Source organism: Variovorax rhizosphaerae (assembly GCF_037889975.1).
Classification (GTDB): Bacteria; Pseudomonadota; Gammaproteobacteria; order Burkholderiales; family Burkholderiaceae_C; genus Variovorax; species Variovorax rhizosphaerae.
Genome location: NZ_JBBKZT010000001.1, coordinates 347,443 through 373,146, shown reverse-complemented (window position 1 = coordinate 373,146; position 25,704 = coordinate 347,443). Strand labels below are relative to the sequence as shown.

Annotated in this window: 26 protein-coding genes and 1 riboswitch; of the genes, 21 read left to right on the top strand and 5 right to left on the bottom strand. The window is 64.9% G+C overall.

Going from position 1 to position 25,704, the window contains the following annotated elements:
* Positions 1-177: 177 nt before the first annotated feature.
* Together dnaN and dnaA are read right to left on the bottom strand one after the other, a co-directional pair.
* Positions 178-1,296, bottom strand: coding sequence for a DNA polymerase III subunit beta (gene dnaN, locus WKW82_RS01645; protein ID WP_340340500.1), 1,119 nt, complete (start codon positions 1,294-1,296; stop codon positions 178-180).
* Positions 1,297-1,347: 51 nt separating this feature from the next.
* A complete protein-coding gene (gene dnaA, locus WKW82_RS01640) occupies positions 1,348-2,727 on the bottom strand; it encodes a chromosomal replication initiator protein DnaA (RefSeq protein ID WP_340340499.1) in 1,380 nt (459 codons plus the stop codon).
* Positions 2,728-3,010: 283 nt separating this feature from the next.
* Between dnaA and rpmH the strand changes: the two genes are divergently transcribed.
* From rpmH to WKW82_RS01600, 8 genes are all read left to right on the top strand, one after another.
* On the top strand, positions 3,011-3,145 hold the full coding sequence (gene rpmH / locus WKW82_RS01635) for a 50S ribosomal protein L34 (protein WP_007834827.1): 135 nt from the start codon (positions 3,011-3,013) through the stop codon (positions 3,143-3,145).
* A gap of 80 nt (positions 3,146-3,225) precedes the next feature.
* On the top strand, positions 3,226-3,669 hold the full coding sequence (locus tag WKW82_RS01630) for a ribonuclease P protein component (protein ID WP_340340498.1): 444 nt from the start codon (positions 3,226-3,228) through the stop codon (positions 3,667-3,669).
* Positions 3,669-3,953: a membrane protein insertion efficiency factor YidD gene (yidD, locus tag WKW82_RS01625; RefSeq protein ID WP_340340921.1), complete on the top strand. Its 285-nt coding sequence runs from the start codon at positions 3,669-3,671 to the stop codon at positions 3,951-3,953. Before WKW82_RS01630 ends, yidD begins: the two co-directional genes overlap by 1 nt.
* Positions 3,950-5,695, top strand: a complete 1,746-nt coding sequence (gene yidC / locus WKW82_RS01620; RefSeq protein ID WP_340340497.1) for a membrane protein insertase YidC — start codon at positions 3,950-3,952, stop codon at positions 5,693-5,695. Before yidD ends, yidC begins: the two co-directional genes overlap by 4 nt.
* Before the next feature lie 172 nt (positions 5,696-5,867).
* Positions 5,868-7,277 carry a tRNA uridine-5-carboxymethylaminomethyl(34) synthesis GTPase MnmE gene (gene mnmE / locus WKW82_RS01615; protein ID WP_340340920.1) on the top strand — a complete coding sequence of 470 codons (1,410 nt, stop codon included), beginning with the start codon at positions 5,868-5,870 and terminating at the stop codon, positions 7,275-7,277.
* 81 nt (positions 7,278-7,358) lie between these two features.
* Complete coding sequence (locus WKW82_RS01610) at positions 7,359-7,826, top strand: Crp/Fnr family transcriptional regulator (RefSeq protein WP_340340496.1); 468 nt, start codon at positions 7,359-7,361, stop codon at positions 7,824-7,826.
* A gap of 491 nt (positions 7,827-8,317) precedes the next feature.
* Positions 8,318-8,872 carry a hypothetical protein gene (locus WKW82_RS01605; protein ID WP_340340495.1) on the top strand — a complete coding sequence of 185 codons (555 nt, stop codon included), beginning with the start codon at positions 8,318-8,320 and terminating at the stop codon, positions 8,870-8,872.
* Between the two features lie 331 nt (positions 8,873-9,203).
* Positions 9,204-9,728 carry a hypothetical protein gene (locus WKW82_RS01600; RefSeq protein WP_340340494.1) on the top strand — a complete coding sequence of 175 codons (525 nt, stop codon included), beginning with the start codon at positions 9,204-9,206 and terminating at the stop codon, positions 9,726-9,728.
* Between the two features lie 81 nt (positions 9,729-9,809).
* On the opposite strand, the gene WKW82_RS01595 is transcribed toward WKW82_RS01600, so the two are convergent.
* Entirely contained in the window at positions 9,810-11,795 is a 1,986-nt protein-coding gene (locus tag WKW82_RS01595; RefSeq protein ID WP_340340493.1) for a cation:proton antiporter domain-containing protein, read from the bottom strand.
* A 134-nt stretch (positions 11,796-11,929) separates the two neighbouring features.
* Between WKW82_RS01595 and WKW82_RS01590 the strand changes: the two genes are divergently transcribed.
* From WKW82_RS01590 to WKW82_RS01575, 4 genes are read left to right on the top strand one after another with little or no spacing between them, the layout of a single operon-like run.
* Positions 11,930-12,931 carry a KpsF/GutQ family sugar-phosphate isomerase gene (locus WKW82_RS01590; protein ID WP_340340492.1) on the top strand — a complete coding sequence of 334 codons (1,002 nt, stop codon included), beginning with the start codon at positions 11,930-11,932 and terminating at the stop codon, positions 12,929-12,931.
* Positions 12,932-12,939: 8 nt separating this feature from the next.
* Positions 12,940-13,491: a KdsC family phosphatase gene (locus WKW82_RS01585; protein ID WP_340340919.1), complete on the top strand. Its 552-nt coding sequence runs from the start codon at positions 12,940-12,942 to the stop codon at positions 13,489-13,491.
* Positions 13,488-14,147, top strand: coding sequence for an LPS export ABC transporter periplasmic protein LptC (gene lptC / locus WKW82_RS01580; protein WP_340340491.1), 660 nt, complete (start codon positions 13,488-13,490; stop codon positions 14,145-14,147). The genes WKW82_RS01585 and lptC overlap by 4 nt, the downstream gene beginning before the upstream one ends.
* 22 nt (positions 14,148-14,169) lie before the next feature.
* Positions 14,170-14,949 (top strand): SDR family oxidoreductase, encoded by a 780-nt coding sequence (locus WKW82_RS01575; RefSeq protein WP_340340490.1) that lies wholly within the window; start codon positions 14,170-14,172, stop codon positions 14,947-14,949.
* Positions 14,950-15,067: 118 nt separating this feature from the next.
* Here WKW82_RS01575 and WKW82_RS01570 read toward each other — a convergent pair whose 3' ends face one another.
* Complete coding sequence (locus WKW82_RS01570) at positions 15,068-15,604, bottom strand: RNA recognition motif domain-containing protein (protein WP_340340489.1); 537 nt, start codon at positions 15,602-15,604, stop codon at positions 15,068-15,070.
* A 255-nt stretch (positions 15,605-15,859) separates the two neighbouring features.
* A riboswitch (yybP-ykoY riboswitch) is annotated at positions 15,860-16,043 on the top strand.
* A 7-nt stretch (positions 16,044-16,050) separates the two neighbouring features.
* On the opposite strand from WKW82_RS01570, the gene WKW82_RS01565 reads away from it, so the two are divergent.
* The 8 genes from WKW82_RS01565 (at position 16,051) to WKW82_RS01530 (ending at position 23,069) form a co-directional block, all read left to right on the top strand.
* Positions 16,051-16,611 (top strand): TMEM165/GDT1 family protein, encoded by a 561-nt coding sequence (locus WKW82_RS01565; RefSeq protein WP_340340488.1) that lies wholly within the window; start codon positions 16,051-16,053, stop codon positions 16,609-16,611.
* 366 nt (positions 16,612-16,977) lie between these two features.
* Positions 16,978-18,138 carry a homoserine O-succinyltransferase MetX gene (gene metX / locus WKW82_RS01560; protein WP_340340487.1) on the top strand — a complete coding sequence of 387 codons (1,161 nt, stop codon included), beginning with the start codon at positions 16,978-16,980 and terminating at the stop codon, positions 18,136-18,138.
* Complete coding sequence (gene metW / locus WKW82_RS01555; RefSeq protein ID WP_213957298.1) at positions 18,135-18,719, top strand: methionine biosynthesis protein MetW; 585 nt, start codon at positions 18,135-18,137, stop codon at positions 18,717-18,719. Before metX ends, metW begins: the two co-directional genes overlap by 4 nt.
* A gap of 167 nt (positions 18,720-18,886) precedes the next feature.
* Positions 18,887-20,149: a 3-oxo-tetronate kinase gene (gene otnK, locus WKW82_RS01550; protein WP_340340486.1), complete on the top strand. Its 1,263-nt coding sequence runs from the start codon at positions 18,887-18,889 to the stop codon at positions 20,147-20,149.
* Entirely contained in the window at positions 20,146-20,823 is a 678-nt protein-coding gene (locus WKW82_RS01545) for a class II aldolase/adducin family protein (protein ID WP_340340485.1), read from the top strand. Before otnK ends, WKW82_RS01545 begins: the two co-directional genes overlap by 4 nt.
* A gap of 61 nt (positions 20,824-20,884) precedes the next feature.
* Positions 20,885-21,706 (top strand): 2-oxo-tetronate isomerase, encoded by an 822-nt coding sequence (otnI, locus tag WKW82_RS01540; protein ID WP_340340484.1) that lies wholly within the window; start codon positions 20,885-20,887, stop codon positions 21,704-21,706.
* Positions 21,707-21,711: 5 nt separating this feature from the next.
* On the top strand, positions 21,712-22,296 hold the full coding sequence (locus WKW82_RS01535; protein ID WP_340340483.1) for an IMPACT family protein: 585 nt from the start codon (positions 21,712-21,714) through the stop codon (positions 22,294-22,296).
* 224 nt (positions 22,297-22,520) lie between these two features.
* A complete protein-coding gene (locus tag WKW82_RS01530) occupies positions 22,521-23,069 on the top strand; it encodes a bactofilin family protein (protein WP_340340482.1) in 549 nt (182 codons plus the stop codon).
* A gap of 150 nt (positions 23,070-23,219) precedes the next feature.
* Here the strand turns inward: WKW82_RS01530 and WKW82_RS01525 are convergent, their stop codons facing one another.
* On the bottom strand, positions 23,220-23,990 hold the full coding sequence (locus WKW82_RS01525) for a DUF72 domain-containing protein (RefSeq protein WP_340340481.1): 771 nt from the start codon (positions 23,988-23,990) through the stop codon (positions 23,220-23,222).
* A gap of 213 nt (positions 23,991-24,203) precedes the next feature.
* Here WKW82_RS01525 and WKW82_RS01520 point away from each other — a divergent pair, with 213 nt between their 5' ends.
* Positions 24,204-25,700, top strand: a complete 1,497-nt coding sequence (locus WKW82_RS01520) for a M20 family metallopeptidase (RefSeq protein WP_340340480.1) — start codon at positions 24,204-24,206, stop codon at positions 25,698-25,700.
* Positions 25,701-25,704 lie beyond the last annotated feature (4 nt).

The following is a 25,704-nucleotide window of genomic DNA, read 5'->3' as shown; positions in this document are numbered from 1 at the left end:
GCGGTACTTCGGGCTTGTTTTCTTCGCTCATCACTGTCCTTCCTCGGGCAACTCGGTGCGAGTCACCGCTTTCTTTCTGTCCACGGATACCACGGAACCGGCACCCCCGGCCCACTGGTATCGCCCCCTGCAGGGGGTGGGCAGCCTCATTGAGGCCAACCTGGGTGTGCCAGTTCCCTAGATCCGCATTGGCATGACAACGTACTTGAAGCTCGCGTTGTCTGGAATCGTCAACAGCGCGGAGCTGTTCCCATCCGCCAGGTCCAGCTTGACCATGTCCTGGCTCATGTTGGCCAGCGCGTCGATCAGGTACGTCACGTTGAAGCCGATCTCGATCGCGTCACCGCCGTAGTCGATGTCGAGTTCGTCCTGCGCCTCTTCCTGCTCGGCGTTGCTCGATGCGATGCGCAAGGTGCCGGGCTCGATGTTCAGTCGCACGCCCTTGAACTTCTCGCTGGTCAGGATCGCGGTGCGTTGCAGGCTGGCCAAGAGCGGCGCGCGGCCCAGCGTCACGCTGTTCTTGTGGTTCTTGGGGATCACGCGGTTGTAGTCGGGGAACTTGCCCTCGACCAACTTGGTGACGAACTCCATGCCCCCGAACCTGAACCTGGCCTGGTTGCTCGCGAACTGCATCTCGATCACGGGCTGGTCTTCACCCCCGGCATCACTCAGCAGGCGCTGCATTTCGAGCACCGTCTTGCGCGGCAGGATGACCTCCTGGCGCGGCACTTCGACGTCGAGCGTGGCCGAGGCAAATGCCAGCCGATGGCCGTCGGTCGCGACCAGGCTCAGTTGCTTGCCTTCAGCGACGAAGAGGATGCCGTTCAGGTAGTAGCGGATGTCATGCACGGCCATCGAGAAGGACACCTGGCTCAGCAGGTCCTTCAACGTCTTTTGCGGCACGCTGAACACCGGGCCGAAGCTCGCGGCTTCCTGGACCAGCGGAAAGTCCTCGGCTGGCAGCGACTGCAGCGTGAAGCGGCTCTTGCCGCCCTTGAGCACCAGCTTGCTCGCGCTCGACTCCAGGCTGACGGTCTGGTCGGCCGGCATGGTGCGCAGGATGTCGATGAGCTTGCGTGCACCGATGGTCGTCGTGAAGTTGCCCTCGTCGCCACCGAGCTCTGCGGTGGTGCGGATCTGGATCTCGAGATCGCTGGTCGTCAGTTGCAGTTGCCCGCCAGTCTTGCGGATCAATACGTTGGCCAGGATGGGCACCGTGTGGCGACGCTCCACGATGCCGGACACCGATTGCAGCGCGGCAAGGACTTTGTCTTGTGTGGCCTTCAGGACGATCATGCTTACCTCTTCCAGTCTTTCTTTGAATTGCGTACCAACACTTGAGGATCATCAGCCCTTGAGCGTTTGCTCGAGGACGTGCAGTTGCTGATTCAGTTCGGTGAGCTGCTGCCGCTCGCCGGAGATCTTGCGCACGGCGTGCAACACGGTCGTGTGATCGCGTCCGCCAAACAATTCTCCGATCTCGGGCAGGCTCTTCTGCGTGAGTTCCTTGGCCAGGTACATCGCGATCTGGCGCGGCCGCGCGATGCTGGCCGGGCGCTTCTTGCTGTACATGTCGGCGACCTTGATCTTGTAGTAGTCGGCCACCGTCTTCTGGATGTTCTCGACCGAGATCTGGCGGTTCTGGATGGAGAGCAGATCGCGCAGCGCTTCACGGGCCAGCGCGATCGAGATCTCCTTCTGGTTGAAGCGCGAGTACGCGAGGATCTTGCGCAGCGCGCCTTCCAGTTCGCGCACGTTGGAGCGCACGTTCTTGGCGACGAAGAAGGCCACTTCCTCGGGCATTTCCACTGACTCGGCACGCGCCTTGTTGATCAGGATGGCCACGCGCATCTCGAGCTCGGGCGGCTCGATCGCCACCGTCAGCCCGGAATCGAAGCGCGACACCAGCCGCTCATGGATGTCTGCCAGACCCTTCGGATAGGTGTCGCTGGTCATCACGATGTGCGACTTCTTGGCCAGCAGGGCTTCGAAGGCGTTGAAGAACTCTTCCTGCGTGCGGTCCTTGTTGGCGAAGAACTGCACGTCGTCGATCAGCAGCAGATCGAGCGAGTGGTAGCGCTCCTTGAACTCATCGAAAGTCTTGCGCTGATAGGCTTTGACCACATCCGACACGAACTGCTCCGCATGGATGTAGAGAACTTTCGATTCAGGCCGGTCCTGGAGCAAGCGGTTACCCACAGCGTGCATCAAGTGGGTCTTGCCCAAACCAACCCCGCCGTAGATAAAAAGCGGGTTGTAGAGGTGGCCCGGCATGCCGGCCACGTGCATGGCCGCGGCGCGCGCCATGCGGTTGGCCGTGCCCTCCACCAAGGTCTCGAAAGTAAGGCCGGAGTTGAGGCGGTTCTTGAAGGCGGCGGCCACCGGATCCTCACCGGGGCCGGCCACGTCACGGGGCACATCCGTCTCGGCAAGCGCCACCATGGGTGAAGTCCGCACAGGCATTTCGCGAGGAGCAAGCGCTAACTCAACTGCCACCGGCTGGCCATAAAGCTTCTCCGCCATGGCGGCGATGCGGCCGGCATACTGGGCCCGGATCCAGTCGAGCTTGAACCGGTTGGCAACGAAAACCGTCATCCGCGACAAGTCGTCTGCGACCTGTGCAGTGAGCGGTTTGATCCAGGTGTTGAACTGCTGCTCGGACAGTTCCTGCGCGAGCTGGTCGACGCAAGCCTGCCACAGGCTGTCGCCTATGCTGTCACTCGACATGGGGCTGCGGACGAATGGTGAAACCCTCTGTCATCTCTTGTTGGTGTTGTGGATATTTGCTGTGCGAAGCGCCGGGCATTCTAACTTGTCAAAAACTTATCCACACGTCTGCAAGGTGCCGGGAAAGCCCGAGTAAACCTGCCGACATTGTTGCCGCCCAAAATGTCTGCGATAATCGCGGGTTTCCCTGAATGCCTCTTAGTGTGTGTGTTTCGGGGGCGTCCAGCTCATCCACCGTCATCCGACATCCATCGGTGAGCCAGACTAATCAGGAAGAACCATCATGAAACGCACCTACCAAGCCTCCAAAGTCCGCCGCGCCCGTACCCACGGTTTCCTCGTCCGCATGAAGACCCGCGGCGGCCGCGCGGTCATCAACGCACGTCGCGCCAAGGGCCGCAAGCGCCTGGCCGTCTGACGGCAAAACCGCGGGCGCCGTTGCCGGCAATCAGTCCATCGGAGCCATCGCCCGCTACATCGGCAGGCGCATCGGCTTCCATGCAACGGCTCAAGACCCGCGCGCAATTCCAGGCCGTCCTCGCGGGTTCCACCGTGGCGCGCACTGCTCACTTCGCCCTGCACCGTTGTGCGCTCGATGGCCCGTCGCTTTCCGCTGAATCCCCCACTGCTGCTGCGCCGCTGTTCACCGTCGACGACGTGTGGATCGGTGCCATGGTGCCCAAGCGTTGGGCCAAGCGGGCGGTCACGCGCAATGCGATCAAGCGTCAGGTCTACAACGTGAGCGCCCAGCCGGGCGCCGCCTTGCCGCGCGCGGCGCATGTGGTGCGCCTGCGTGTCGCTTTCGATCGCAAGGAATTCATCAGCGCCAGCTCCGAGAAGCTGAAGGTGGCCGTGCGTGCCGAACTTCAGCTGCTGCTGGCGCGCGCAGCCGCGACCTCCTCGGCGGGCGCCGCAAGCACCTCCAGGAAGGCGAGGCCGTGATGCAGCGCCTGCTGGTCGGCATCGTCAAGGCCTACCGGCTGTTGCTGAGCCCGTGGCTCGGCGCCTCCTGCCGCTTCGAGCCGACCTGCTCTGTCTACGCCATCGAGGCGCTGCAGGTGCATGGCGCCGGACGCGGCAGCTATCTCACGCTCAAAAGATTGGCCCGCTGCCAGCCCTGGTGCAAAGGCGGGCATGATCCAGTGCCGCCTGCAGGGGGGTCTGCGAAGACTGATTCAGGCGCGCTGTTCACATCTCTCATCTCCGACAAGAAGTCTTCTTCATGAACGATATCCGCCGAACCATCCTGTGGGTGATCTTTGGTTTCTCACTGGTGCTCCTGTGGGACCAGTGGCAGGTCTACAACGGCAACAAGCCGACCTTCCTCAACACGGACCATCCCAAGGCGACCCAGCCGGCGGCATCCGGCGCCGCGGCACCAGGTGCCGTGCCGGCCGCCGCGGGCGGTATTGCTGGCAACGCAACCGCCGTCCCGGCGCAAGCGACCACGCCGGTCGGCGAGAAAGTGACCGTCTCGACGGACGTGTTCAAGGCGACCATCGATGCCCAGGGCGGCACGCTGTCGCAACTCGACCTGCGCAAGTACGTCGACCAGACCAATCATGGCGGCCTGGTCGAGTGGTTCAAGAAGCTGATCGGCCAGCCCGTGCCGCCGAACGAGATCAAGGACGTGACCTTGATGGAAGACGGCTCGCCGGCCACGCGCTACGTCGCACAGACCGGCCTGCTGAACCCGGTCGACACGGGAGAACGCTTCCCCACCCACCTGACCCAGATGACGGCCAAGCCGGGCCCGCGCGAGATGGCCGATGGCCAGAACACCCTGGAAGTGGTGTTCGAGTCGCAGCCTGTCGGTGGCCTCAAGTACGTCAAGACCTACCTGTTCACGCGCGGTGATTACTCCATCCGCGTCAAGCACCAGGTCGTGAACACCACCGACCAGCCGCGCGACGCGCAGCTCTACCTGCAGTTCGTGCGCCATGGCACCGTGGCCTCGAGCACGATGTTCGGCACCAACACCTTCACCGGCCCGGCGATCTACACCGACGAGAAGAAATTCCACAAGGTCGACTTCGCGGACATCACCAAGAAGAAGGTCGAAGTGCCGCCGGCCGCCAACAACGGCTGGATTGCGATGGTGCAGCACTACTTCGTCTCGGCCTGGCTGCTCAATGCGCCGGACAGCAAGGAGCTGAAGCGTGAGTTCCGCGTGGCCGACCTCGGCAACAACCAGTACTCGCTGGCGATGGTGCTGCCGCTCAACAAGCTCGCGCCCGGTGCCAGCCAGACCGTCGACACCGACCTGTTCGCCGGCCCAGAGGAAGAAAAGAAGCTCGAAGCACTCGCACCCGGCCTCGAACTGGTGAAGGACTACGGCATCTTCGCGATCATCTCGAAGCCGCTGTACTGGCTGCTGTACCAATTGCACGGCATGCTGGGCAACTGGGGCTGGTCGATCGTCGCGCTGGTGGTGCTGCTGAAGGCGGCCTTCTACTGGCTCAATGCCAAGGCCTACGCCAGCATGGCGAAGATGAAGGCCATCAATCCCAAGATCACCGAGATGCGCGAGCGGCTGAAGGACAAGCCGCAGGAAATGCAGCAGGAGATGATGCGCATCTACCGCGAGGAAAAGGTCAACCCGATGGGCGGGTGCTTCCCCATCCTGGTCCAGATCCCGGTGTTCATCGCGCTGTACTGGGTGCTGCTCTCGTCGGTCGAGATGCGCCATGCGCCGTGGATCCTGTGGATCCATGACCTGTCGGCACCCGATCCGTGGTTCATCCTGCCGGTGGTGATGACGGCGACCTCGCTGTTCCAGACCTGGCTCAACCCGACCCCGCCGGATCCGATGCAGGCCCGCTTGATGTGGATCATGCCGCTCGCCTTCAGCGTGATGTTCATCTTCTTCCCGGCCGGCCTGGTGCTGTACTGGATCACCAACAACTCGCTGTCGATCCTGCAGCAGTGGTTCATCAACAAGCGGTTGGGTGTGCTCGGCATGAAGTGATGTCGGCCTGATCCGGCATTGCATGCATGACTGCGTTGGCGCCTTGCCGTGCGACAGGACTGTCTGTGGCGCTCCGTTTTGTCCTGCGCTCGAATGCATAGCCGGAAGATCCGCCACACCTTGAAGGGCCGCCATGCGCGGCCCTTTTTCTTGGTCTGAAAGAATGTCATCCATGCTTGCCCATGCCACGGACCCCATCGTTGCCATTGCTACTGCACCCGGACGCGGCGCGGTCGGCATCGTGCGGGTCTCGGGCGCGCGTCTCGCACCCTTGATCCAGGCCCTTTGCGCCAAGCCGCTCAAGGCGCGGGAGGCGACCTACCTGCCCTTTCGCGATGCCGCGGGAGAAGCCGTCGACCATGGGCTGGCGATCCACTTCCCGGCGCCGCATTCCTTTACCGGTGAAGACGTCCTGGAGTTGCAGGCGCACGGCGGCATGGTGGTGCTGCAGTTGCTGCTGGCCCGTTGCCTGGAGGCGGCGAACGAAGTCGACGCGGCCAGTGGCCGGGCCCGCCTGCCCGGCCTGCGCGTGGCGCAACCGGGCGAGTTCAGCCGGCGTGCCTTCCTGAACGGAAAGGTCGACCTGGCGCAGGCCGAGGCGATCGCCGACCTCATCGACGCCAGCACCGAGGCCGCAGCGCGCAGCGCCGGCCGCTCCTTGTCAGGCGCCTTCTCGCGCGAGATCCACGTGCTGCGCGATGCGCTGATCCACCTGCGCATGCTGGTCGAGGCGACGCTCGACTTTCCAGAAGAAGACATCGATTTCCTCCAGAAAGCCGATGCGACCGGCCAACTCGCTGCCCTGCAAGAACAACTCGCCGTGGTGCAGTTGCGTGCGCGCCAGGGCGCCCTGCTGCGCGAGGGCATCAAGGTGGTCATCGCGGGCCAGCCGAACGCCGGCAAGAGTTCCTTGCTGAACGCGCTGGCCGGTGCCGAGCTCGCGATCGTCAGCGCCATTCCAGGCACCACGCGCGACGTGGTGGCCAAGACCATCCAGATCCACGGCGTGCCCGTGCATGTGGCGGACACCGCCGGCCTGCGCGAAAGCAGCGACGAGGTCGAGCAGATCGGCATCGCGCGCGCATGGAGCCAGATCGAATCGGCCGATGCGGTGCTGTTCCTGCACGACCTCACGCGTGCGGACACACCGGACTATGCCGCGGGCGATGCCGACATCCTCAATTCGCTGCGCCTCAAACTGCCGGCTGGGGTGCCCGTTCTGGACGTCTGGAACAAGCACGACGCGGTTGCCTCCACTGCGCAGCCGCACGATGGATTGAGCTTGTCGGCCAAGACCGGCTTCGGCATCGAGGCGCTTCGCACTCGCTTGCTAGAGATTGCCGGCTGGCAGGCGGTGCCGGATGGCGTGTATTTGGCCCGGGCCCGACATGTGCATGCGTTGGCACGTGTCTCGGACCATCTGGGCTTGGGTGCGGACCGACTTGCCGAGCGCCAGCCGGCATTGGACTTGCTGGCAGAGGAACTCCGCCTGGCGCAGAACGCGCTCAACGAGATAACCGGTGACTTTGGTGCAGATGAACTTCTGGGCGTGATTTTTTCCAGTTTTTGCATTGGAAAATAGGTCAGATTGCTTATGTTTGTGACAGTTGTGCCATGTGTATACAACTTATCGGATACTCGGACCGGCCAACAAGGTTGAACCATGTCTTCTCCCATCCATGACCTCTGTCGCGCCTTTGCGCAGAACACAAGTTACGACGCCTTCGCCCCCGCTTTCACGCAGGCGCAATGGGATTTGCTGGGCGCCTACCTGCAGCTGATCGAATTGCCGGCCGGCCAAGTGCTCATCAGCCAGGGCATCCAGGACCGCACGCTGTTCTTCATCGAGAGCGGCGCGTTGAGCGTGCATGTGGTGGGCGATGAGGGACAGATGCAACTTGCGATCCTCAATCCCGGGTCGGTGGTCGGTGAAGGCGCATTCTTCTCGCGGCTGCCGCGATCGGCCAACGTCGTCGCCACGGGGGCGGCACGCGTCTGGCGGCTCAGCCCGATCCGCTTTGCCGAACTCGCCAACCGCCAGCCCGCCGTGGCCCTCGAATTGACGCTCGCACTGGGCGGCGTGATCGCCAGGCGCATGGTCAACAAGCCCAAGCGCGTGGCGGTGACCTGAGCTTGGCACCTCATCCACAGCCGTCCATCAGTGTTCCATGACGCTGGCGCGTCTTTTGCGACGCATGAAACCAAGGCCGGCAATGCCTGATCGTGGGCACCCGCGCAACTGGCCTTGCCGGGCCGCTGGGTGCGCCCCCTTGCGGGGCTCAGGGCCGCGGCTCCAAGCCTGCCAGTGCAGGGTTGGACGGACCGCAAGAGCAGCCGCCTCTGGCGGCCGCACTGGCGTCGCAGGCGCATTCGGGGGTGGTTTATTCCAGTTACAAATTGACAGGAGGCATTGACATGCCTGTGTTATGCGCTGCCTGCACCACGAGCAACCGGGACGCCGCCAGGTTCTGCAAGAACTGTGGCACGAAACTTTTCATCACCGCACCGGCCAATACAACACCCAGCTCCGGGAAAGACACGGATTGGCAAGTCAGTGCGCCGTCGCGGCCGCCCACCGTGCAGCGGCCCCCGCTTGGCGGACCGCAGCTCCCGAGCGGTGTGATGCCAAATCGCAGCAAGCTTCCGGGCGTCGGCATGGCCATCCTGGTGATTGCACTGGCGGGTGGTGCTGCCTGGTACGCAGTTCATGACTCGAACACCTTGGCGCCGGTCGAATCCGATATCGCGGTGCCGGCCCTGGCCCCGCCAGAGCCCGAGGCGCCACCCGCACCGGCAATGGTGGCGGCGCCCGAGCCTGTGCCGGAGCCGGAACCAGCGGCCGTGATCTCCAAGGAGATGCAGCAACCACGCCCGGCGGAGGTTGTCCCACCGCCGCGCCCGCCTGTCGCTGCGCCACCCAAGCCCCGGAAGGTCGCAACGGTTGCCACACCTGTCGCGCCGCCTGCGGCAGTCGTGGCGCCTCCTGTGTCGACCGAGCCACCACCTCCTCCGCCCGATCCGGAGTCCGTGTGTGGAAGACTCAATTTCATCGCCAAGGCGCTATGCATGGCCGACCAATGTGCCAAGGCGGAGTTCAAGGCAACGGCGCAATGCGAGGCCGTCCGGGCACAGCAACGTATCGAAGAAGAAAAGCGCAATCCAACCCTGGCCCATTGAGGTGGGTGGATGCGAAGTCAGGGAGTCAACAGCAATGCTTTGTCCGGCTTGTTCCCGGGAAATGGAGGCCGCCCACCGGTTCTGCGACCAATGCGGCGCGCGCATGCCTGCCCCACGCAGTCCTCGCAAGGCCTTGTGGGGCGCCTGCGTCGCGGTTGCGCTCGTCGCAGCAGGTGGAATTGGCGCGCAACGCTGGCTGGCGAGGCCTCCAGTCACCCCTGCGTTGTTGTTCACGGCCCTATCGAATGCCATTGCAAGCGGCCAACTGACACCCGGTCGCGATCCGATCTGCATCGCCAATGGAATTGCGTATGACCAGGAGCCGGTCAACGTGCAAACCAGCAACACGGCCACCTTGTCGTGGATGAACCTGCTGGTAGATGCCGGGCTCTATCAGAGTCCGACCAGCGGTCAGTCGGGGGGAGATCAATCCCAACCGATCTCGATCTACCAACCCCTGCCGGAACTCGGCCGTTGGGGCGGTGGCCGGCGGCTGTGCGTGGCACGTGGCGTGCGGCTCGATGCTGTGTCCAACCTCGGTCCGGTCGAAGACATGCGCTTGCGCGGCAAGCGCTACACCGGCGTGCTGGCCGATGTCCGCTGGACGCTGGACGAGCCCGCGCCCTGGCTGGCAAAGCCTGGCGTCAGCGAAGCACTGGCAGGCGAACTCCCCGCTTGGCGAAGCGCACGCTGGCATCCAGGACCCAAGGGCTGGGAATTGACGCAACGCAAGAGCTTCGTGCGGGTAGAGGACCGCTGGACAGTCGGCGATGCTGTCGAGCGCGCCGCGTCGACGCAATCCGGGCCAGGTTCAACCAAGTCGACCAGCGGCCAACGAAACACTGGCGACCTTTGAGGGCGCGGGCGCATGACATGGCTGTCTTCCATCGCCGATCGCAGCCTTCTCGAATTCATGACTTGCTGCAGGCTTCAGGATTCAGCCCTTCTGCAGCATCTCGACCGCAATGGCCAATGCCGCCGGCTTGCCAGAGAGCACCAGCGTATCGCCATCGGCCAACCGGGTGTCATCGAGCAGTGGCACGGCCTTGCCATCGTGCCGGCGCAAGCTGGCCACGCGAACACCGACCGCATGCAGCGCCAGCCGGGCCAAAGGCTGGCCGATGGCGCGGGCGCCGGGGGTCAGCGTGAAGGAGTTGAGGCGCTCATGATCCACCTCGTCGGCCTTGTCATCGTCGGCGCCGTGGAAGTAGCCGCGCAGCAGGTTGTAGCGTGCGTCGCGCTGTTCCTGCGCGACGCGGATCACGCGCCGCATCGGCACGCCGACCAGCGCCAATGCATGGCTCGCGAGCATGAGGGAACCCTCGATGGCCTCGGGCACCACTTCGGTCGCGCCGGCGGCACGCAGGCGCTCGAGATCATGGTCGTCCTGCGTGCGCACGATCACCGGCACTTGCGGCGCATGCGCCCGGATGTTGGCCAGCACCTTGATCGCGCCCGGCACGTCGAGGTAAGTCACGACGACGGCACTGGCGCGCGCCAGGCCCGCGGCCATCATCGCCTGCAAGCGTGCGGCATCGCCGAACACCACCGAGTCGCCGGCCGATGCGGCCTGCCGGACACGGTCCGGATCCAGGTCCAGCGCCATGTAGGGAATGCCTTCGCGCTCCAGCATGCGCGCCAGGTTCTGGCCGCAGCGGCCGTAGCCGCAGATGATGACGTGCTGGCTGGTGTTGATGGTCTTGCGCGCGATGTTGGTCATCTGCAGCGACTGTTGCAGCCAGTCGCTGGCGACCAGCTTGCGCACGATCTTGTTGCTGTAGAGGATGATGAACGGCGTCGCCAGCATGGACAGCACCATCGAGGCCAGCACCGGGTTGGCCAGCCATTGCGGCAGCAGGTTGCGGTCGCTGGCCAGCGCCAACAGCACGAAGCCGAACTCGCCCGCCTGCGCCAGGTACAGACCGGTGCGCAGCGACACACCGCTGGTCGCGCCAAGCACCCGCGCGAGCACCGTCACCAGCACCAACTTGAACAGCAGCGGCAACGCCAGCAGCACCAGCACCAGGGCCCAACGCTCGACGGCCACATGCCAGTCCAGCGTCATGCCGATGGTGATGAAGAACAGCCCTAGCAGCACATCGTGGAACGGGCGGATGTCGGTCTCGACCTGATGCTTGAATTCCGTTTCCGACACCAGCATGCCGGCGATGAAGGCGCCCAGCGCCAGCGAGAGCCCGGCGAACTGAGTCAGCCAGGCCATCCCCAGCGTGAGCAGCAGCACGTTGAGGATGAACAGCTCTTCGCTGCGCAGGCGGGCCACGATGGTGAGCCACCAGCGCATCACGCGCGGGCCGCCGTAGAGCAGGATGAACACCAGGAAGCCGCCCTTCACGAGCGCCAGCGCCAGCGCCTTGAACAGCGCTTCGGACGGAGCGCCAAGGGCCGGGATCAGCACCAGCAGTGGCACCACCGCCAGATCCTGGAACAGCAGCACGCCCATCACGCGCTTGCCGTGCTCGCTCTCCAGTTCAAGCCGCTCGGCCATCAGCTTGACCACGATCGCAGTACTGCTCATGGTCAGCGCGGCCGACAACGCCAGCGCGGTCTGCCAGCCCAGCCGCCATTGCGGCGGCAGCCACGTGGCGACGATCAATGCTCCCGACGTGGCAACGGCCATCGTCAGCAGGACCTGCAGCAGCCCCAGCCCGAACACATGCTTGCGCATCGCACGCAACTTGGGCAGGCTGAACTCCAGCCCGATCACGAACATGAGGAACACCACGCCGAACTCGCCCAGGTGCTGCATCGCCTCGGAGTTGTCCGCCAGCGCCATGGCATGCGGCCCGATGATCACCCCGGCCATCAGGTAGCCCAGCATCGGCGGCAGCTTGAGCGAACGACATGCCACCACGCCGATCACCGCAGCCAGCAAGTAAAGGAGTGTGAGTTGGAGCGCCGACATGGCCCCGATGCTAGAGGAACTCCGGGGGTTTGTAGTGCCAAGGGCTGGGTTGTGCCTGCCCCGGCCTTTGCGAGCGATCGAGCCATGATGGCAAAGCCACATCGACTTGGGAGGCGCCGCCTAAAATCCAGCCGATGAGCTCCCTCCTCGACCTGCCGACCGGCACTGACGCCGACAAGCTGCTGGCACGCGCACGCCTGACCTTCGACATCGAGGCCGCAGCCGTGCTCGGCCTGAAGAACCGTGTCGGTCCGAGTTTCGTGGAGGCGGTCAAGCACATCCTGAACGTGCGCGGTCGTGTGGTCGTGATGGGCATGGGCAAGAGTGGCCATGTCGGTCGCAAGATCGCGGCCACCCTTGCATCGACCGGCTCGCCTGCCATGTTCGTGCACCCGGCCGAAGCCAGCCATGGCGACCTCGGCATGATCAAGTCGGTCGACCTCGTGCTGGCCATCTCCAACAGCGGCGAAAGCGACGAACTCGCAGCGATCCTGCCCGTGGTCAAGCGCCAGGGCGTGCCCTTGATCGCGATGACCGGCGGGCTCGGTTCCATGCTGGCCCGCCACGCCGATGTGGTGCTCGACAGCGGCGTCGAGAAGGAAGCCTGCCCGCTCAACCTCGCGCCCACTGCGAGCACCACGGCGCAGATGGCGCTCGGCGACGCGTTGGCCGTCGCGCTGCTCGACGCGCGCGGATTCGGCGCCGAGGACTTCGCGCGTTCGCATCCGGGTGGCGCGCTGGGTCGCAAGCTGCTGACGCACGTGAGCGACCTGATGCGCAGCGGCGACGACGTGCCCCGGGTCGCGCCGCACGCCACCCTCAGCGAACTGATGCGCGAGATGAGCTCCAAGGGCCTGGGCGCCACCGCCGTGGTCGATACCGAGGGCCGCGCGATCGGCATCTTCACCGACGGTGACCTGCGCCGTCTGGTTGAAACCGGCGCGGACCTGCGCGAACTCACTGCGGCCGACGTCATGCACAAAGGCCCGCGTACGATGCGCGCCGACGCGCTGGGCGTGGAAGCGGCCGAGCTGATGGAGCAATACCGCATCACCAGCATCCTCGTCACGGATGCGGCCGGCTTGCTCATCGGCGCCATCAGCATCAACGACCTGATGCGCGCGAAGGTCATCTGATGACGGACATGCCCCTCGTTCGATTCGACACTGAAACCCTGCTTGCCGCGCAGGACGTGCGCATCGTCTTCTTCGATGTCGACGGCGTGCTCACCGATGGCGGCGTGTACTTCAGCGAACACGGCGAAACGCTCAAGCGCTTCAGCATCCTGGACGGCCTCGGCTTGAAGCTGCTGCGCCTGGCCGGCATCACGCCCGCCGTCATCACCGGGCGCGATTCGAAGCCGCTGCGCATGCGCCTCGAAGCCCTCGGCATCGAGCATGTGCGCTACGGCACGGAAGACAAGCTCCCCGCCGCCGAAGCCATGCTGGCTGCGCTGGGCCTGGGCTGGAAGCAGGCCGCTGCCATTGGCGACGACTGGCCGGACCTGCCGGTGCTCGCCCGATGCGCATTTGCCGCGGCGCCGGCCAATGCGCACTTCGAAGTACGCGCCATCGCCCACTACGTGACCACCTTGCGCGGTGGCGAAGGCGCGGCCCGCGAGTTCTGCGATCTGCTGCTCACAGCCAGCGGGCACTACCGTCGCTTGCTTGACCTGGCGCGGGGGCCGGCCGCTTGACCGCCGGAACCCGCAAGTTGATCGCGTTGCTGCGTCGTGGCATCGACCGCGGCAGCCTCTACCTGCCGATCATCGTGGCTGCAGCGCTGGCGCTGGGCACCTACTGGCTGGTACGCAACGCGCCACGCGTGGCCATGCCGGCGCAAGTGGAGGCACCCACCCATGAGCCGGATTACTTCATGCGCGGCTTCATCGTGAAGAATTTCCTGCCGCACGGCGAACTCCGCAGCGAGGTTGCGGGTGCCGAAGGACGGCACTACCCCGACAACGACACCATCGAAGTCGACCAGATCCGGCTGCGGTCCATTTCGCCGCAGGGTTTCGTCACGCATGCTTCAGCCGATCGGGGATTGTCCAATGGCGACGCCAGCGAGGTCCAACTCTTCGGCAACGCGATCGTGGTTCGGGACGCGTCCGTCGGCCCGCAGGGCAAGCCGATGCCGAGGCTGGAATTCCGCGGCGAATTCCTGCATGCCTACATGGACACGGAACGTGTACGCTCCGACAAGCCCGTCACATTGACGCGGGGCACGGACCGCTTCACGGCGGATTCGATGGACTACGACAACCTGAGCGGCGTGGCCAACCTGAACGGGCGGGTTCGCGGCGTGTTGATGCCACCCACCACGGCAATCGCAGCGCCGCAGAAGCGCTGACAACTAGAAAAAGGGGAGAGCAATGACACAACGCCTGGTCTTCATCACTGGGGCGTCGAGCGGTATCGGCCAGGCCTTGGCCGCACGCTTCTACGATGCGGGCTACAACCTCGCGCTGGTGGCGCGTCGCACCGAGCAGATCTCAGCCTGGGCGACATCGCGCAAGCTGGATGCCGCGCGCTATCGCGTCCATGGTGCAGACGTGGCGGTGATCGACAGCATCGTGGCCGCCGGCAATGCCTGCATCGCCGAACAGGGCGTGCCCGACGTGGTGATCGCCAATGCCGGCGTCAGCATCGGCATGGACACTGCGCAGCGCAGCGACCTGGATGTCCTGGCCAACACACTCGCCATCAACAACATCGGCCTGGCCGCTACCTTTCATCCCTTTGTCGCCGCGATGGCCGCGCGCGGCAGCGGACGGCTGGTCGGCATCGGCAGCGTGGCCTCGATCCGTGGACTGCCGGGTCACGGCGCCTATTGCGCCAGCAAGTCCGCCGTGGTCGCGTACTGCGAAAGTCTGCGCGGCGAAATGCGGTCGAGCGGCGTCAAGGTCGTCACGATCTGCCCTGGCTACATCGACACGCCGTTGACCCAGGGCAACCGCTACGGCATGCCGTTCCTGATGAGGCCGGATGTGTTTGCCGATCAGGCCTTTCGCGCCATCGAGCAAGGCGTGAGCTATCGCGTGATCCCCTGGCAGATGGGCGTGCTCGCCAAGCTCATGCGCATGTTGCCCAATGGCGTGTATGACCGTGCGGTGCAGGGTCGGGGCCGCAAGAAGCGCCTCGGCGAAGGCTAGCGCTAGCCAAGCGGGCGCTGGCGCGCCGTCGCCGAGAGCGGATCCCGAGCCTCACGATCGGCAACAAAAAAGGCTCCCGAGGGAGCCTTTTGACATTCTGTCGTGAACGGCAGTCGATTCAGTAGCCGCTGTTGCCGCCGTTGTTGCCGCCGTAGCCGCCACCGCTGCGGCCACCACCGCCACGCGGGCCGGCACCGTAGGGGCTGCGGAAACCGCCATCGCCACCACCACCGCCATAGCCACCACCGCCGCTGCGGCCACCACCACCGCCGCCGTAGCCGCCGCCACCACTGCGACCGCCACCGCCGCCGCCGGAGCCACCGCCACCGTAGCCGCCGCCACCCGACCCGCCACCGCCGTAGCCACCACCACCGCCGCCGTAACCACCGCTGCGAGGCGGGCGAGCTTCCATCGGACGGGCTTCATTCACGACGACGCTACGACCGCCGAGCGGTTGACCATTCATACCGTTGATGGCGGCTTGCGCTTCTGCATCGCTGCCCATCTCGACGAAACCGAAGCCCTTCGAGCGTCCGGTGTCGCGCTCCATCATGACCTTGGCGCTGGTTACGGCGCCAAATTGGCCGAAGGCCTGTTCGAGATCTCCGTCGCGCACGGAATATGGCAGGTTGCCGACGTACAGTTTGTTGCCCATGACGGGACTCCTAATAAACACATCAAAGAAAGCGAAAGCGATGGAGTCCCGACTGCATATCCAACTTGAAACGCTGAGTCGCGCGAAACTGGCCGATCACCCACATTTGCGTCATCCAAATGTTGCGGAGGTACGCTTGCTCATTATGTGTGAAATACACATTGTGCAAGAATATTTTTGTATCCCGCGTCGCACTTGAGTAACTAAGAAAGCTAGCACACACTAACAAACGAGCTGCGAAGCCGGACTAGAATGCGTGCTGTCATCGGGGAGTAGCCGCCTTCCGCATGCGAGAAGGGCTTGCGTCAACAGACTTGTCCTGCGTCCGCAGTACATGGTGCAAGCAGTTTCCCACCTGGCAAGACCTTTGACTGTGCAACTTCGGAAATATGGCCGAAGGTGTTGCATGGTCAATTGCGTCCTTCGGCCTGAGGAACTCACACATCATGGAAGCATTTCTGGTCGCGACGGGGATCGTCTCGCTCGCGGAAATGGGCGACAAGACCCAACTTCTCGCGCTGGTGCTCGCCGCGCGATTTCGCAAACCCTGGCCAATCGTCATAGGCATATTCGCCGCAACGATCGTCAACCATGCCCTGGCGGGCGCGGTCGGAACCTTCGTCACGCACTGGCTCGGACCGGTGGCGTTGCGCTGGATCCTGGGCGTCTCGTTCATCGCAATGGCGATCTGGATGCTGATCCCTGACAAGCTCGATGAAGACGAAGGCGCGGCCCGGTCGCACTTCGGTGTCTTCGGCACCACGGTGATCGCCTTCTTCCTGGCCGAGATGGGCGACAAGACCCAGATTGCCACCGTCATGCTGGCGGCACGCTTCGTCAACGACTACGTCTGGGTTGTTGCCGGCACGACGCTGGGGATGATGCTGGCCAACGTGCCGGTGGTGTTCTTCGGTGAGCGGATCATGCGGCGCGTGCCGATCAAGCTGGTGCATGGCGTGTCGGCCGCAATCTTCCTCGGGCTCGGCATCATTGCCATCATGAGTTGAAACCCCAAGGCCGGCGGCGCACGGCGCGCTCGCCGCGCGGCATTGCGTCGAGATGGCAAAGCCACATCGACTCAGGAATCCGCGGAGATATACTCCCCTCGCGCCGATTTGCTACAGCTTGCGGGCGCTTAACAAATTCAGCTAAAGACCGTGGCCGACCCGGCTCGTTTTTTTAGCGAGGCCGGGTTTTTTCATGCGCACATTTGCCGACGCTCACCACTCTATGAATCGCTGCCTCCCAAGGGGGCCTTCCGCGTCCTCGTCGCGGCCGGGCGGAGATCACATGGGCCTCCACGCTTGTCACTTCGCGTATCGCTGCCCTTCAACGGGGCTGTCAACGTCCTTCGGGCGACCGGGCGGACGTTGATGTCATTCGAAGCCGTCCCCCAATCGATGTCCTTCGCGCGCCCGCTGGCGCTGCGCAGCGGCGCGTCGATCGTCGACTACACGCTCGCCTACGAAACCTACGGCACGCTCAACGCGGACAGGAGCAACGCCGTGCTGATCTGCCATGCGCTCAATGCCGACCATCACGTGGCCGGCCGCTACGCGGGGAAGCCGCGGTCGGAGGGCTGGTGGGACAACATGATCGGTCCGGGCAAGCCGGTCGACACCAACCGCTTCTTCGTGATCGGTGTGAACAACCTCGGCTCCTGCTTCGGCTCGACCGGCCCGATGCATGTGGACCCCGTGACCGGCCGTGTCTACGGCGCGGACTTTCCGGTGGTGACGGTGGAGGACTGGGTCGACGCGCAAGCGGTGTTGCTCGAAGCCCTCGGGATCAAGACGCTGGCGGCCGTGATGGGTGGCAGCCTTGGCGGCATGCAGGCGCTGAGCTGGACCTTGCAATACCCCGACCGGGTGCGCCATGCCGTGGTCGTGGCCAGTGCGCCCAACCTCACGGCCGAGAACATCGCCTTCAACGAAGTCGCGCGCCGCGCCATCGTCACCGACCCGGACTTCCACGGCGGCCATTTCTACGAGCACGGCGTGGTGCCCAAGCGCGGCCTGCGCATTGCCCGCATGATCGGCCACATCACGTACCTCAGCGACGACGTGATGAACGCGAAGTTCGGCCGCATGTTGCGCAGCGTGACTGAGGGCGAAGCGGCCGGGCCGAACTACCGGTATTCGACGCAACAGGTCGAGTTCCAGATCGAGAGCTACCTGCGCTACCAAGGCGACAAGTTCGCCGAGTACTTCGACGCCAACACCTACCTGCTCATCACTCGCGCGCTCGACTACTTCGATCCGGCACGGGCGCATGGCGGCAACCTCACCGAGGCGTTGGCCAAGGCCACGGCCAAGTTCCTGCTCGTGAGCTTCAGCACCGACTGGCGCTTCTCGCCGGCGCGCAGCCGCGAGATCGTCAAGGCACTGCTCGACAATCGACGCAGCGTGAGCTACGCGGAGATCGACGCGCCACACGGCCACGATGCCTTCCTGCTCGACGACGCGCGCTACTTCGGCGTGGTGCGTTCCTTCTTCGATCGGATGCCACTCGGCAACGAAGGGCAGCAGCCATGAGTGACCTCGCCACCCAAAGACTCATCGCGCAACTCGTGCCGCAAGGCTCGCGTGTGCTGGACCTCGGCTGCGGCGACGGTGCCTTGCTCGACCTGCTGCAACGCGAACGCGGCTGCAGCGGCTACGGTGTGGAGATCGCCGACGGCAATGTCATCAAGTGCGTGCAGCGCGGCGTCGATGTGCTGCAGTTGAACCTGGACGAAGGCCTGACGATGTTCGGCGATGCGTCCTTCGACGTGGTGCTGCAGATCGACACGCTGCAGAACCTGCGCAATGCCGAGATCATGTTGCGCGAGACCGCGCGCGTGGGCCGCATCGGCATCGTCGCGTTCCCGAATTTCGCGCACTGGCCCAATCGCCTCAGCGTGGCGCGCGGGCGCATGCCGGTGACGCGCCGCCTGCCCTACCAGTGGTACGACACGCCGAACATCCGCGTCGGCACCTTCAAGGACTTCGAGGTGCTCGCGCAGCGCAACAAGCTGCGATTGCTCGACGCCTTTGGCCTGCAGAACGAACGTGAAGTGCGCTGGCTGCCGAATGCGCGCGCCAGCACGGCCGTGTTCAAGTTCGAACGCGCCTGACGTCCGGCCCCCGGTCGCTGCGCACTTCGTGGCGCCGCACGCGCCCGGAGCACCATCCACCGGCTTGTCAAAGCCGTCACCGCGGTATTTCGCCAAGCTGCCGCTGTGCGCGCGCGGTTCGACCGTGCAGACGAAGTATCCTGCGGCTCACTACAAGGGGACTGGAGATGGGCTTTCCACTGGGCTGCATAGCCGACGACTTCACGGGCGCGACCGATCTCGCCAACAACCTGGTGCGCGCCGGCATGCGCGTGGTGCAGACCATCGGCGTGCCCATCGGGCCGTTGGGCGCCGAGGTGGACGCGGTCGTGGTGGCGCTCAAGTCGCGCACCATCGCGCCCGAGGATGCCATCGCGCAGTCGCTGGAAGCCTTGCGATGGCTGCAGGCGCAGGGCGTGCAGCAGGTCTACTTCAAGTACTGCTCGACCTTCGACAGCACACCGCAAGGCAACATCGGCCCGGTGACCGAGGCGCTGATGAACGCGCTGTCCACCGACTTCACCATTGCCACCCCCGCCTTTCCCGACAACCAGCGCACGGTGTTCAAGGGCTACCTGTTCGTCGGCGACGTGCTGCTCAGCGAGAGCGGCATGAAGGACCATCCGCTGACGCCGATGACCGACGCGAACCTGGTGCGCGTGATGCAGGCGCAGTGCCGGCGCAAGGTCGGCCTGATCGACCATCGCGCCGTGGCGGCAGGCGCCGATGCGGTGCGCGCGCGCATCGCGCAGCTCAAGGCCGATGGCGTGGGCGTCGCGGTCGTCGATGCGGTGTCGAATGACGACTTGCTGCGACTCGGCCCGGCGCTGGCCGACATGCCGCTGGTGACGGCCGGTTCGGGCGTGGCGATCGGCCTGCCGGCCAACTTCGGCATCTCGCCCTCGCCGCGCGCGGCCGCGTTGCCTTCGGTGAGCGGATTGCATGCGGTGGTCTCGGGCAGTTGCTCGACTGCGACCAATCGGCAGGTGCGCGACTTCATTGCGCGCGGGCACCCGGCGCTGGCGCTGGACCCGATCGCCGTGTCCGAGGGACGGCAGAGTGCCGACGCGGCGCTCGCATGGGCCGCGCCGCTCTTGGCCAAAGGCCCGGTGCTGGTCTATTCCACCGCCGACCCGCAGGAGGTCAAGGCCACGCAAGGTCAACTGGGTGTCGAGGCCGCTGGCGTGCTGATGGAACGCACGCTGGCGGCGGTGGCGCGCGGACTGGTCGAACGCGGCGTGCGCCGCCTGCTCGTGGCAGGCGGCGAGACATCGGGGGCCTGCGTGCAGGCGCTCGGCATCGCGCAATTGCAGATCGGCGCACAGATCGACCCCGGCGTGCCCTGGTGCCATGCGCTCGCCGACGGCGCGCCCGCGCCCGGCATGCACATCGCGCTCAAGTCGGGCAACTTCGGCAGCGACGACTTCTTCACCAAGGCCTTCGGCGCATGACGGAATCGGATGCACGCGAGGAGATCTGCCGTGTCGGTGCCAGCCTGTTCGCGCGGGGCTATGTGCATGCGACCGCGGGCAACATCAGTGTGCGGCTGGAGGACGACGGTTACCTGATCACTCCGACCGATGCCTGCCTTGGCGCGCTCGATCCCGCGCGCCTTGCCCGGCTCGACGCTGACGCCCGGCAAGTGAGCGGCGACCGGGCCAGCAAGACCATCGCGCTGCACACGCGCATCTACGCGGCGGCGACTCGTTTCGATGCCAACACACGCTGCGTGATCCACACCCACAGCACGCATTGCGTGGCACTGAGCCTGGACTCGCCAGCGCATGCCGCGGAGGAACTGCTGCCGCCGCTCACGCCCTACTTCGTCATGAAGGTCGGCCATGTGCCGCTGATTCCCTATCACCGCCCCGGTTCGCCTGATGCGGCTGAAGCAGTGGCGCGAACCATCACGCGCCATGGCGAAAGCGGCGTACCGATCCGCGCCGTGATGCTCGAGCGCCTCGGGCCCAACGTGTGGCACGACACGCCCGCCGCCGCGATGGCCACGCTCGAGGAACTCGAGGAAACGGCGCGCCTGTGGCTGCTCACACGCGACCGTTACCCCGCACCGCTGGACCCGCCCGCCATCGACGAGTTGCGCGCCAGCTTCGGCGCGCGCTGGTAGAACACGCACCGCAGCCATCGCGAACCCCGCGCCATCGAAAGACAACACCGAGAGGACCCCCATGCCCCGCTTTGCAGCCAACCTGTCGATGCTCTACACCGACCTGCCTTTCATGGATCGCTTCGAGGCCGCCGCGCGCGACGGCTTCAAGGCGGTGGAGTACCTGTTCCCCTATGCCTTCCCCGCGAACGAACTGGCGGCCCGCCTCAAGGCCAACGGCTTGCAGCAGGTGTTGTTCAATGCCCCACCCGGAGGCGATTCGCCCGAGTCCAACAACACCGCATGGGAGCAGGGCGCGCGCGGCACCGCCAGCGTGCCCGGCCGTGAGGCGGAGTTCCGCTACGGTGTGCAGCGTGCACTCGAATACGCCGCCGTGCTTGACTGTCCGCGCATCCACGTGATGGCCGGCTTGCTGGCCGACGACCAGACCCGCGAAGGCCTGCGCGGCGTGTACATGGACAACCTGCACTGGGCCGCGGTCGAAGCCGCCAAGTCAGGCCGCGACATCCTCATCGAGCCGATCAACACGCGCGACGTGCCGCGTTTCTTCCTCAACCGGCAGGACCATGCGCACGACATCGTCGAGGCCGTCGGCGCGCTCAACCTGCGCGTGCAGATGGACCTGTACCACGTCCAGATCGTCGAAGGCGATGTGGCGATGAAGCTGCGCAAGTACCTGCCGACCGGCCGCGTCGGCCACATGCAGATCGCCGGCGTGCCGCAACGGCATGAGCCCGACATCGGCGAGTTGAACCATCCCTACCTGTTCGGCGTCATCGACGAACTGGCCGCCGAAGGCCACTGGGATGGCTGGATCGGTTGCGAATACCGTCCCCGCGCCGGCACCAGTGAGGGCCTGGGCTGGGCGCGCGGACTGCTGTGAAGTGAATGCCATTCACGCTCGCTGAACCGGTTCACAGCGAACTGCTGCTGAAGAAGAGCCGTTTCATCGGCTGCGTGCAGGCGGTCCCCGACCGGCCTGCGGCACTGGCAGTGGTCGAAGGCCTGCGGGCGCAGCATCCGGGCGCCGCGCATGTCTGCTGGGCCTTGATGGCCGGCGGGCAGTCGGCCGCCAATGACGACGGCGAACCCGGTGGCACCGCGGGCCGCCCCATGCTCGAAGTGCTGCGGCACCAACAACTGGAGGGCGTGCTGGCAACGGTGGTGCGCTATTTCGGCGGCGTGAAGCTGGGCGCCGGGGGACTCGTGCGCGCCTACACCGATTGCGTGGCGCAGGCGTTGCTCACGGCAACGCCGGTGCCTCTCGTCCCGCAACGCAGCCTCTGCTGCGCAGTGCCTTATGCGATTGAAGGACTGGTGCGCCGGGAGATCGCCGCGGCCGGCGGCGTGCTCGAAGAAGTGCGTCATGAGACGCTGGTGCAGTTCAGGTTCACGCTGGCAGCGTCGCAGGCCGCGGCTTTTGTTTCGCGCCTTGACGATGCCGCACAAGGCCGCGTTGACTGGCGGGCTTGAATCTTCAGGGCGTGGCGCCTACCATGCTATGGATTTCATAGCGCGCGAACGCGGAGGCGCGCGTCGTGAAAAAGAGGCCACTGCCTTTTTCGTCTGCCACAACGTAGACAATAGTTCAAGGGGAGTTCGACAAGTAACGATTTTGGTTACGCATCTTTCCTAATGAAGTACTGACGTGCGAAAGTGCGTTCTTACGATACTCAACTTTTCCAGGAGCTACACCTTTGGCCACTCAGTCCCCCTTTTTCGGCAAACGCACCAGCGATACCGACAATGCCCCTTCCCGCCCGGCTCCGCTGGTGGGTTCGCCAACCAACCTGTCAGGCTCCCCCGTGAATCAGGCTTCGCTCGTCAATGCACAAGTAGCAAATGCCGTGGCTCCTCCGGTCAAGGAAGGCGGCAGCAAGCTCACCGTCGGCCCGAACATCAAGCTCAAGGGCGTCGAGATCACCGATTGCGACACGCTCGTGGTGGAAGGCCTGGTCGAGGCGACGATGGAATCGCGCGTGATGCAGATCGCCGAGCAGGGCGCCTACAAGGGCTCCGCAGAGATCGACATCGCCGAAATCCACGGCGTGTTCGACGGCAACCTCACGGTGCGTGAGCGCCTCGTCATCCACTCGACCGGCAAGGTCACCGGCAAGATCCGCTACGGCAAGATCGTCATCGAGGAAGGGGGCCAGCTCTCGGGCGAAATCAGTTTCGGCACCAGCACGAAGAGCGATAGCAAGCCCGTTGCCGAAAGCAAGCCGGCCCTGCAAGCGGCGGCCTAGGCTTTCGAGCCCCTTCGGCTTGGGCCGCGCCCGCTTTTTCTCTCGAAAGCGTCAGTCGACCCAGGCCGCACCGGCTCAAGAGCCCCCAGGCCCGGGCCATGCCCAGCGCCCCCGCGGGGGATTGAGTCGAGATGGCAGAGCAGCACCGGCTCAAGAGGGCGTCCAGCCCAGGCGTCCCAGCAACGCACCCGCTGCGGCGGGTGCGCGTTCCTTGGCGCCGTTGATCATGAAAACGAACACGTCCCGCTTCACTGGCGACGTGGCCCAAGACTTCGCCCGCGTGGCCCATTCGTCGAGCGCCTGCGGTGCATAGCCCGTTTCCAGGTCGGCCGCGCACATCATCAGGCGCGCATAGGCAAAGTCGCCCTCGGGCTCCTCGAAGGACGGAAACTTGTCGGAATCGGTAAACACCGTCGACACCTTGTATTTCTTCGCAAGCTTTTGATAGTCCGGCGAGATGAAGCTCTCGTGCCGCACATCCATCACATGGCGCAGCGCCCGGCTGCCCTCCTTCTTCGGCAGCAAGGCCAGGAAGGCTTCGAAATCTTCGGCGTCGAATTGTTTGGTCGGCATGAACTGCCAGACGATCGGGCCGAGCTTGTCGCCCAGTTCGGCGATGCCGCTGCCGACGAAGCGCGCGATCGAATCGCCCGCATCCGCCAGCACCTTGCGGTTGGTCGCGAAGCGCGAGGCCTTGAGCGAGAACATGAAGTCGTCTGGCGTCTCGTCGCGCCACTTGCGAAAGCTCTCGGCCTTCATCGTGCTGTAGTAGGTGCCGTTGACCTCGATGGCGGTGAGGTGCCGGCTCGCGTACTGCAACTCGAGCTTTTGCGACAAGCCCTTGGGATAGAAGTTGTCGCGCCAGGGTTCGAAGGTCCAACCGCCGATGCCGACGCGGACCGGGTGCTTGGAAGCGGCCATGAATGCGGATTTCCTTGGAACGCTGAAGTCGCAAAGGTTACGCAGAAGTCGCAAAAGAAGACATCGAATTTTTCGGTTCCCTTTCGTGACCATTGCGTGGTTTTCGACTTGCGCAGTCTTCGCGTCCCCTTTGCGTCCGGTACCCGTCCCCGCTTTCAACGACCTTTGAACCAGCGCAAAATCCGCGCTTGCCCCTCGCCTGGAAAAATCCTGATGAACGCCCCCCAGCACCGCGAAATTCCAACCGCCCAACTCGACGCAGAGCGCGCCCTGTCCGATGTCTCTTCCAAGTGGGACGGCGACATCGTCAAGCAACTCACCAGCTACATCGAGATCCCGGCCAAGTCGCCGGGCTTCGACCAGCAGTGGTCGGCCAACGGCTACCTCGAGACCGTGTTGCGCAATGCCGCGAAATGGGTCGAGGACCAGAACGTCGAAGGCCTGAAGCTGGAGATCGTGCGCATCGAAGGCCGCACGCCGGTGATGTTCTTCGAAGTGGCGGCCACCGGCACGACGATGACCGAGACCGTGCTCATGTACGGCCACCTCGACAAGCAGCCCGAGTTCAGCGGCTGGCGCAACGACCTCGGCCCCTGGACACCGAAGTACGAAGACGGCCTGCTCTACGGCCGTGGTGGCGCCGACGACGGCTACGCGGTCTATGCCAGCGTGGCCTCCATCCAGGCACTCAAGGCCCAGGGCGTCGCGCACCCGCGCATCGTCGGCATGATCGAGACCTGCGAGGAAAGCGGCTCCTACGACCTGCTGCCCTACGTCGATGCCTTGCGGCCGCGGCTTGGCGACGTGGAACTCGTGATCTGCCTCGATTCCGGCGCCGGCAACTACGACCAGCTCTGGCTCACGACCTCCCTGCGCGGCATGGCCAGCGGCACGCTCAAGGTCGAAGTGCTGACCGAAGGCATCCACTCCGGCGACGCATCGGGCCTGGTGCCGTCGAGCTTCCGCATCATGCGCCAGGTGCTCGACCGCCTCGAGGACAGCAAGACCGGCCGCCTCTTGCCCGCCAGCTTCCATTGCGAGGTGCCGGCCGACCGGCTCGCGCAGGCCAGGGCCACGGCCGCCATCCTTGGCGAGGAGGTCTACAAGCGCTTTCCCTGGGCCCACTACGACTGCGAAGGCGCGACGGCCTTTGCGCTGCCCACCACCACCGACCCGGTCGAGGCGCTGCTGAATCGCACCTGGAAGCCGACCCTGAGCGTCACCGGTGCCGAAGGCTTCCCCGCGCTCAAGGACGCCGGCAACGTCTTGCGCCCGTACACGGCGTTCAAGCTGTCGCTGCGCTTGCCGCCGCTGGTCCAGGCGGACGAAGCGGTGCAGCAACTCAAGGAACTGCTGGAGGACAACGCGCCCTACAAGGCCCGCGTGACCTTCGAGGGCGGCGCCGGCGCCACCGGCTGGAACGCACCGACCATCACGCCGTGGTTCGAGCAGGCGCTGCATGCCGCGAGCCGGGCGCACTTCGGCGCGCCCTGCGGCTTCATCGGCCAAGGCGGGACCATTCCGCTGATGAACATGCTGACCAAGGGCTTCCCCACGGCGCAGATGATGGTCTGCGGCGTGCTCGGCCCAAAGAGCAACGCGCACGGGCCGAACGAGTTCCTGAACGTGCCCTATGCCAAGAAGCTCACCGCCGCGGTGTCCGAAGTGATCGCCGCATTGCCTGCGGCCCACGCGGTGGCCACAGCTTGAACCA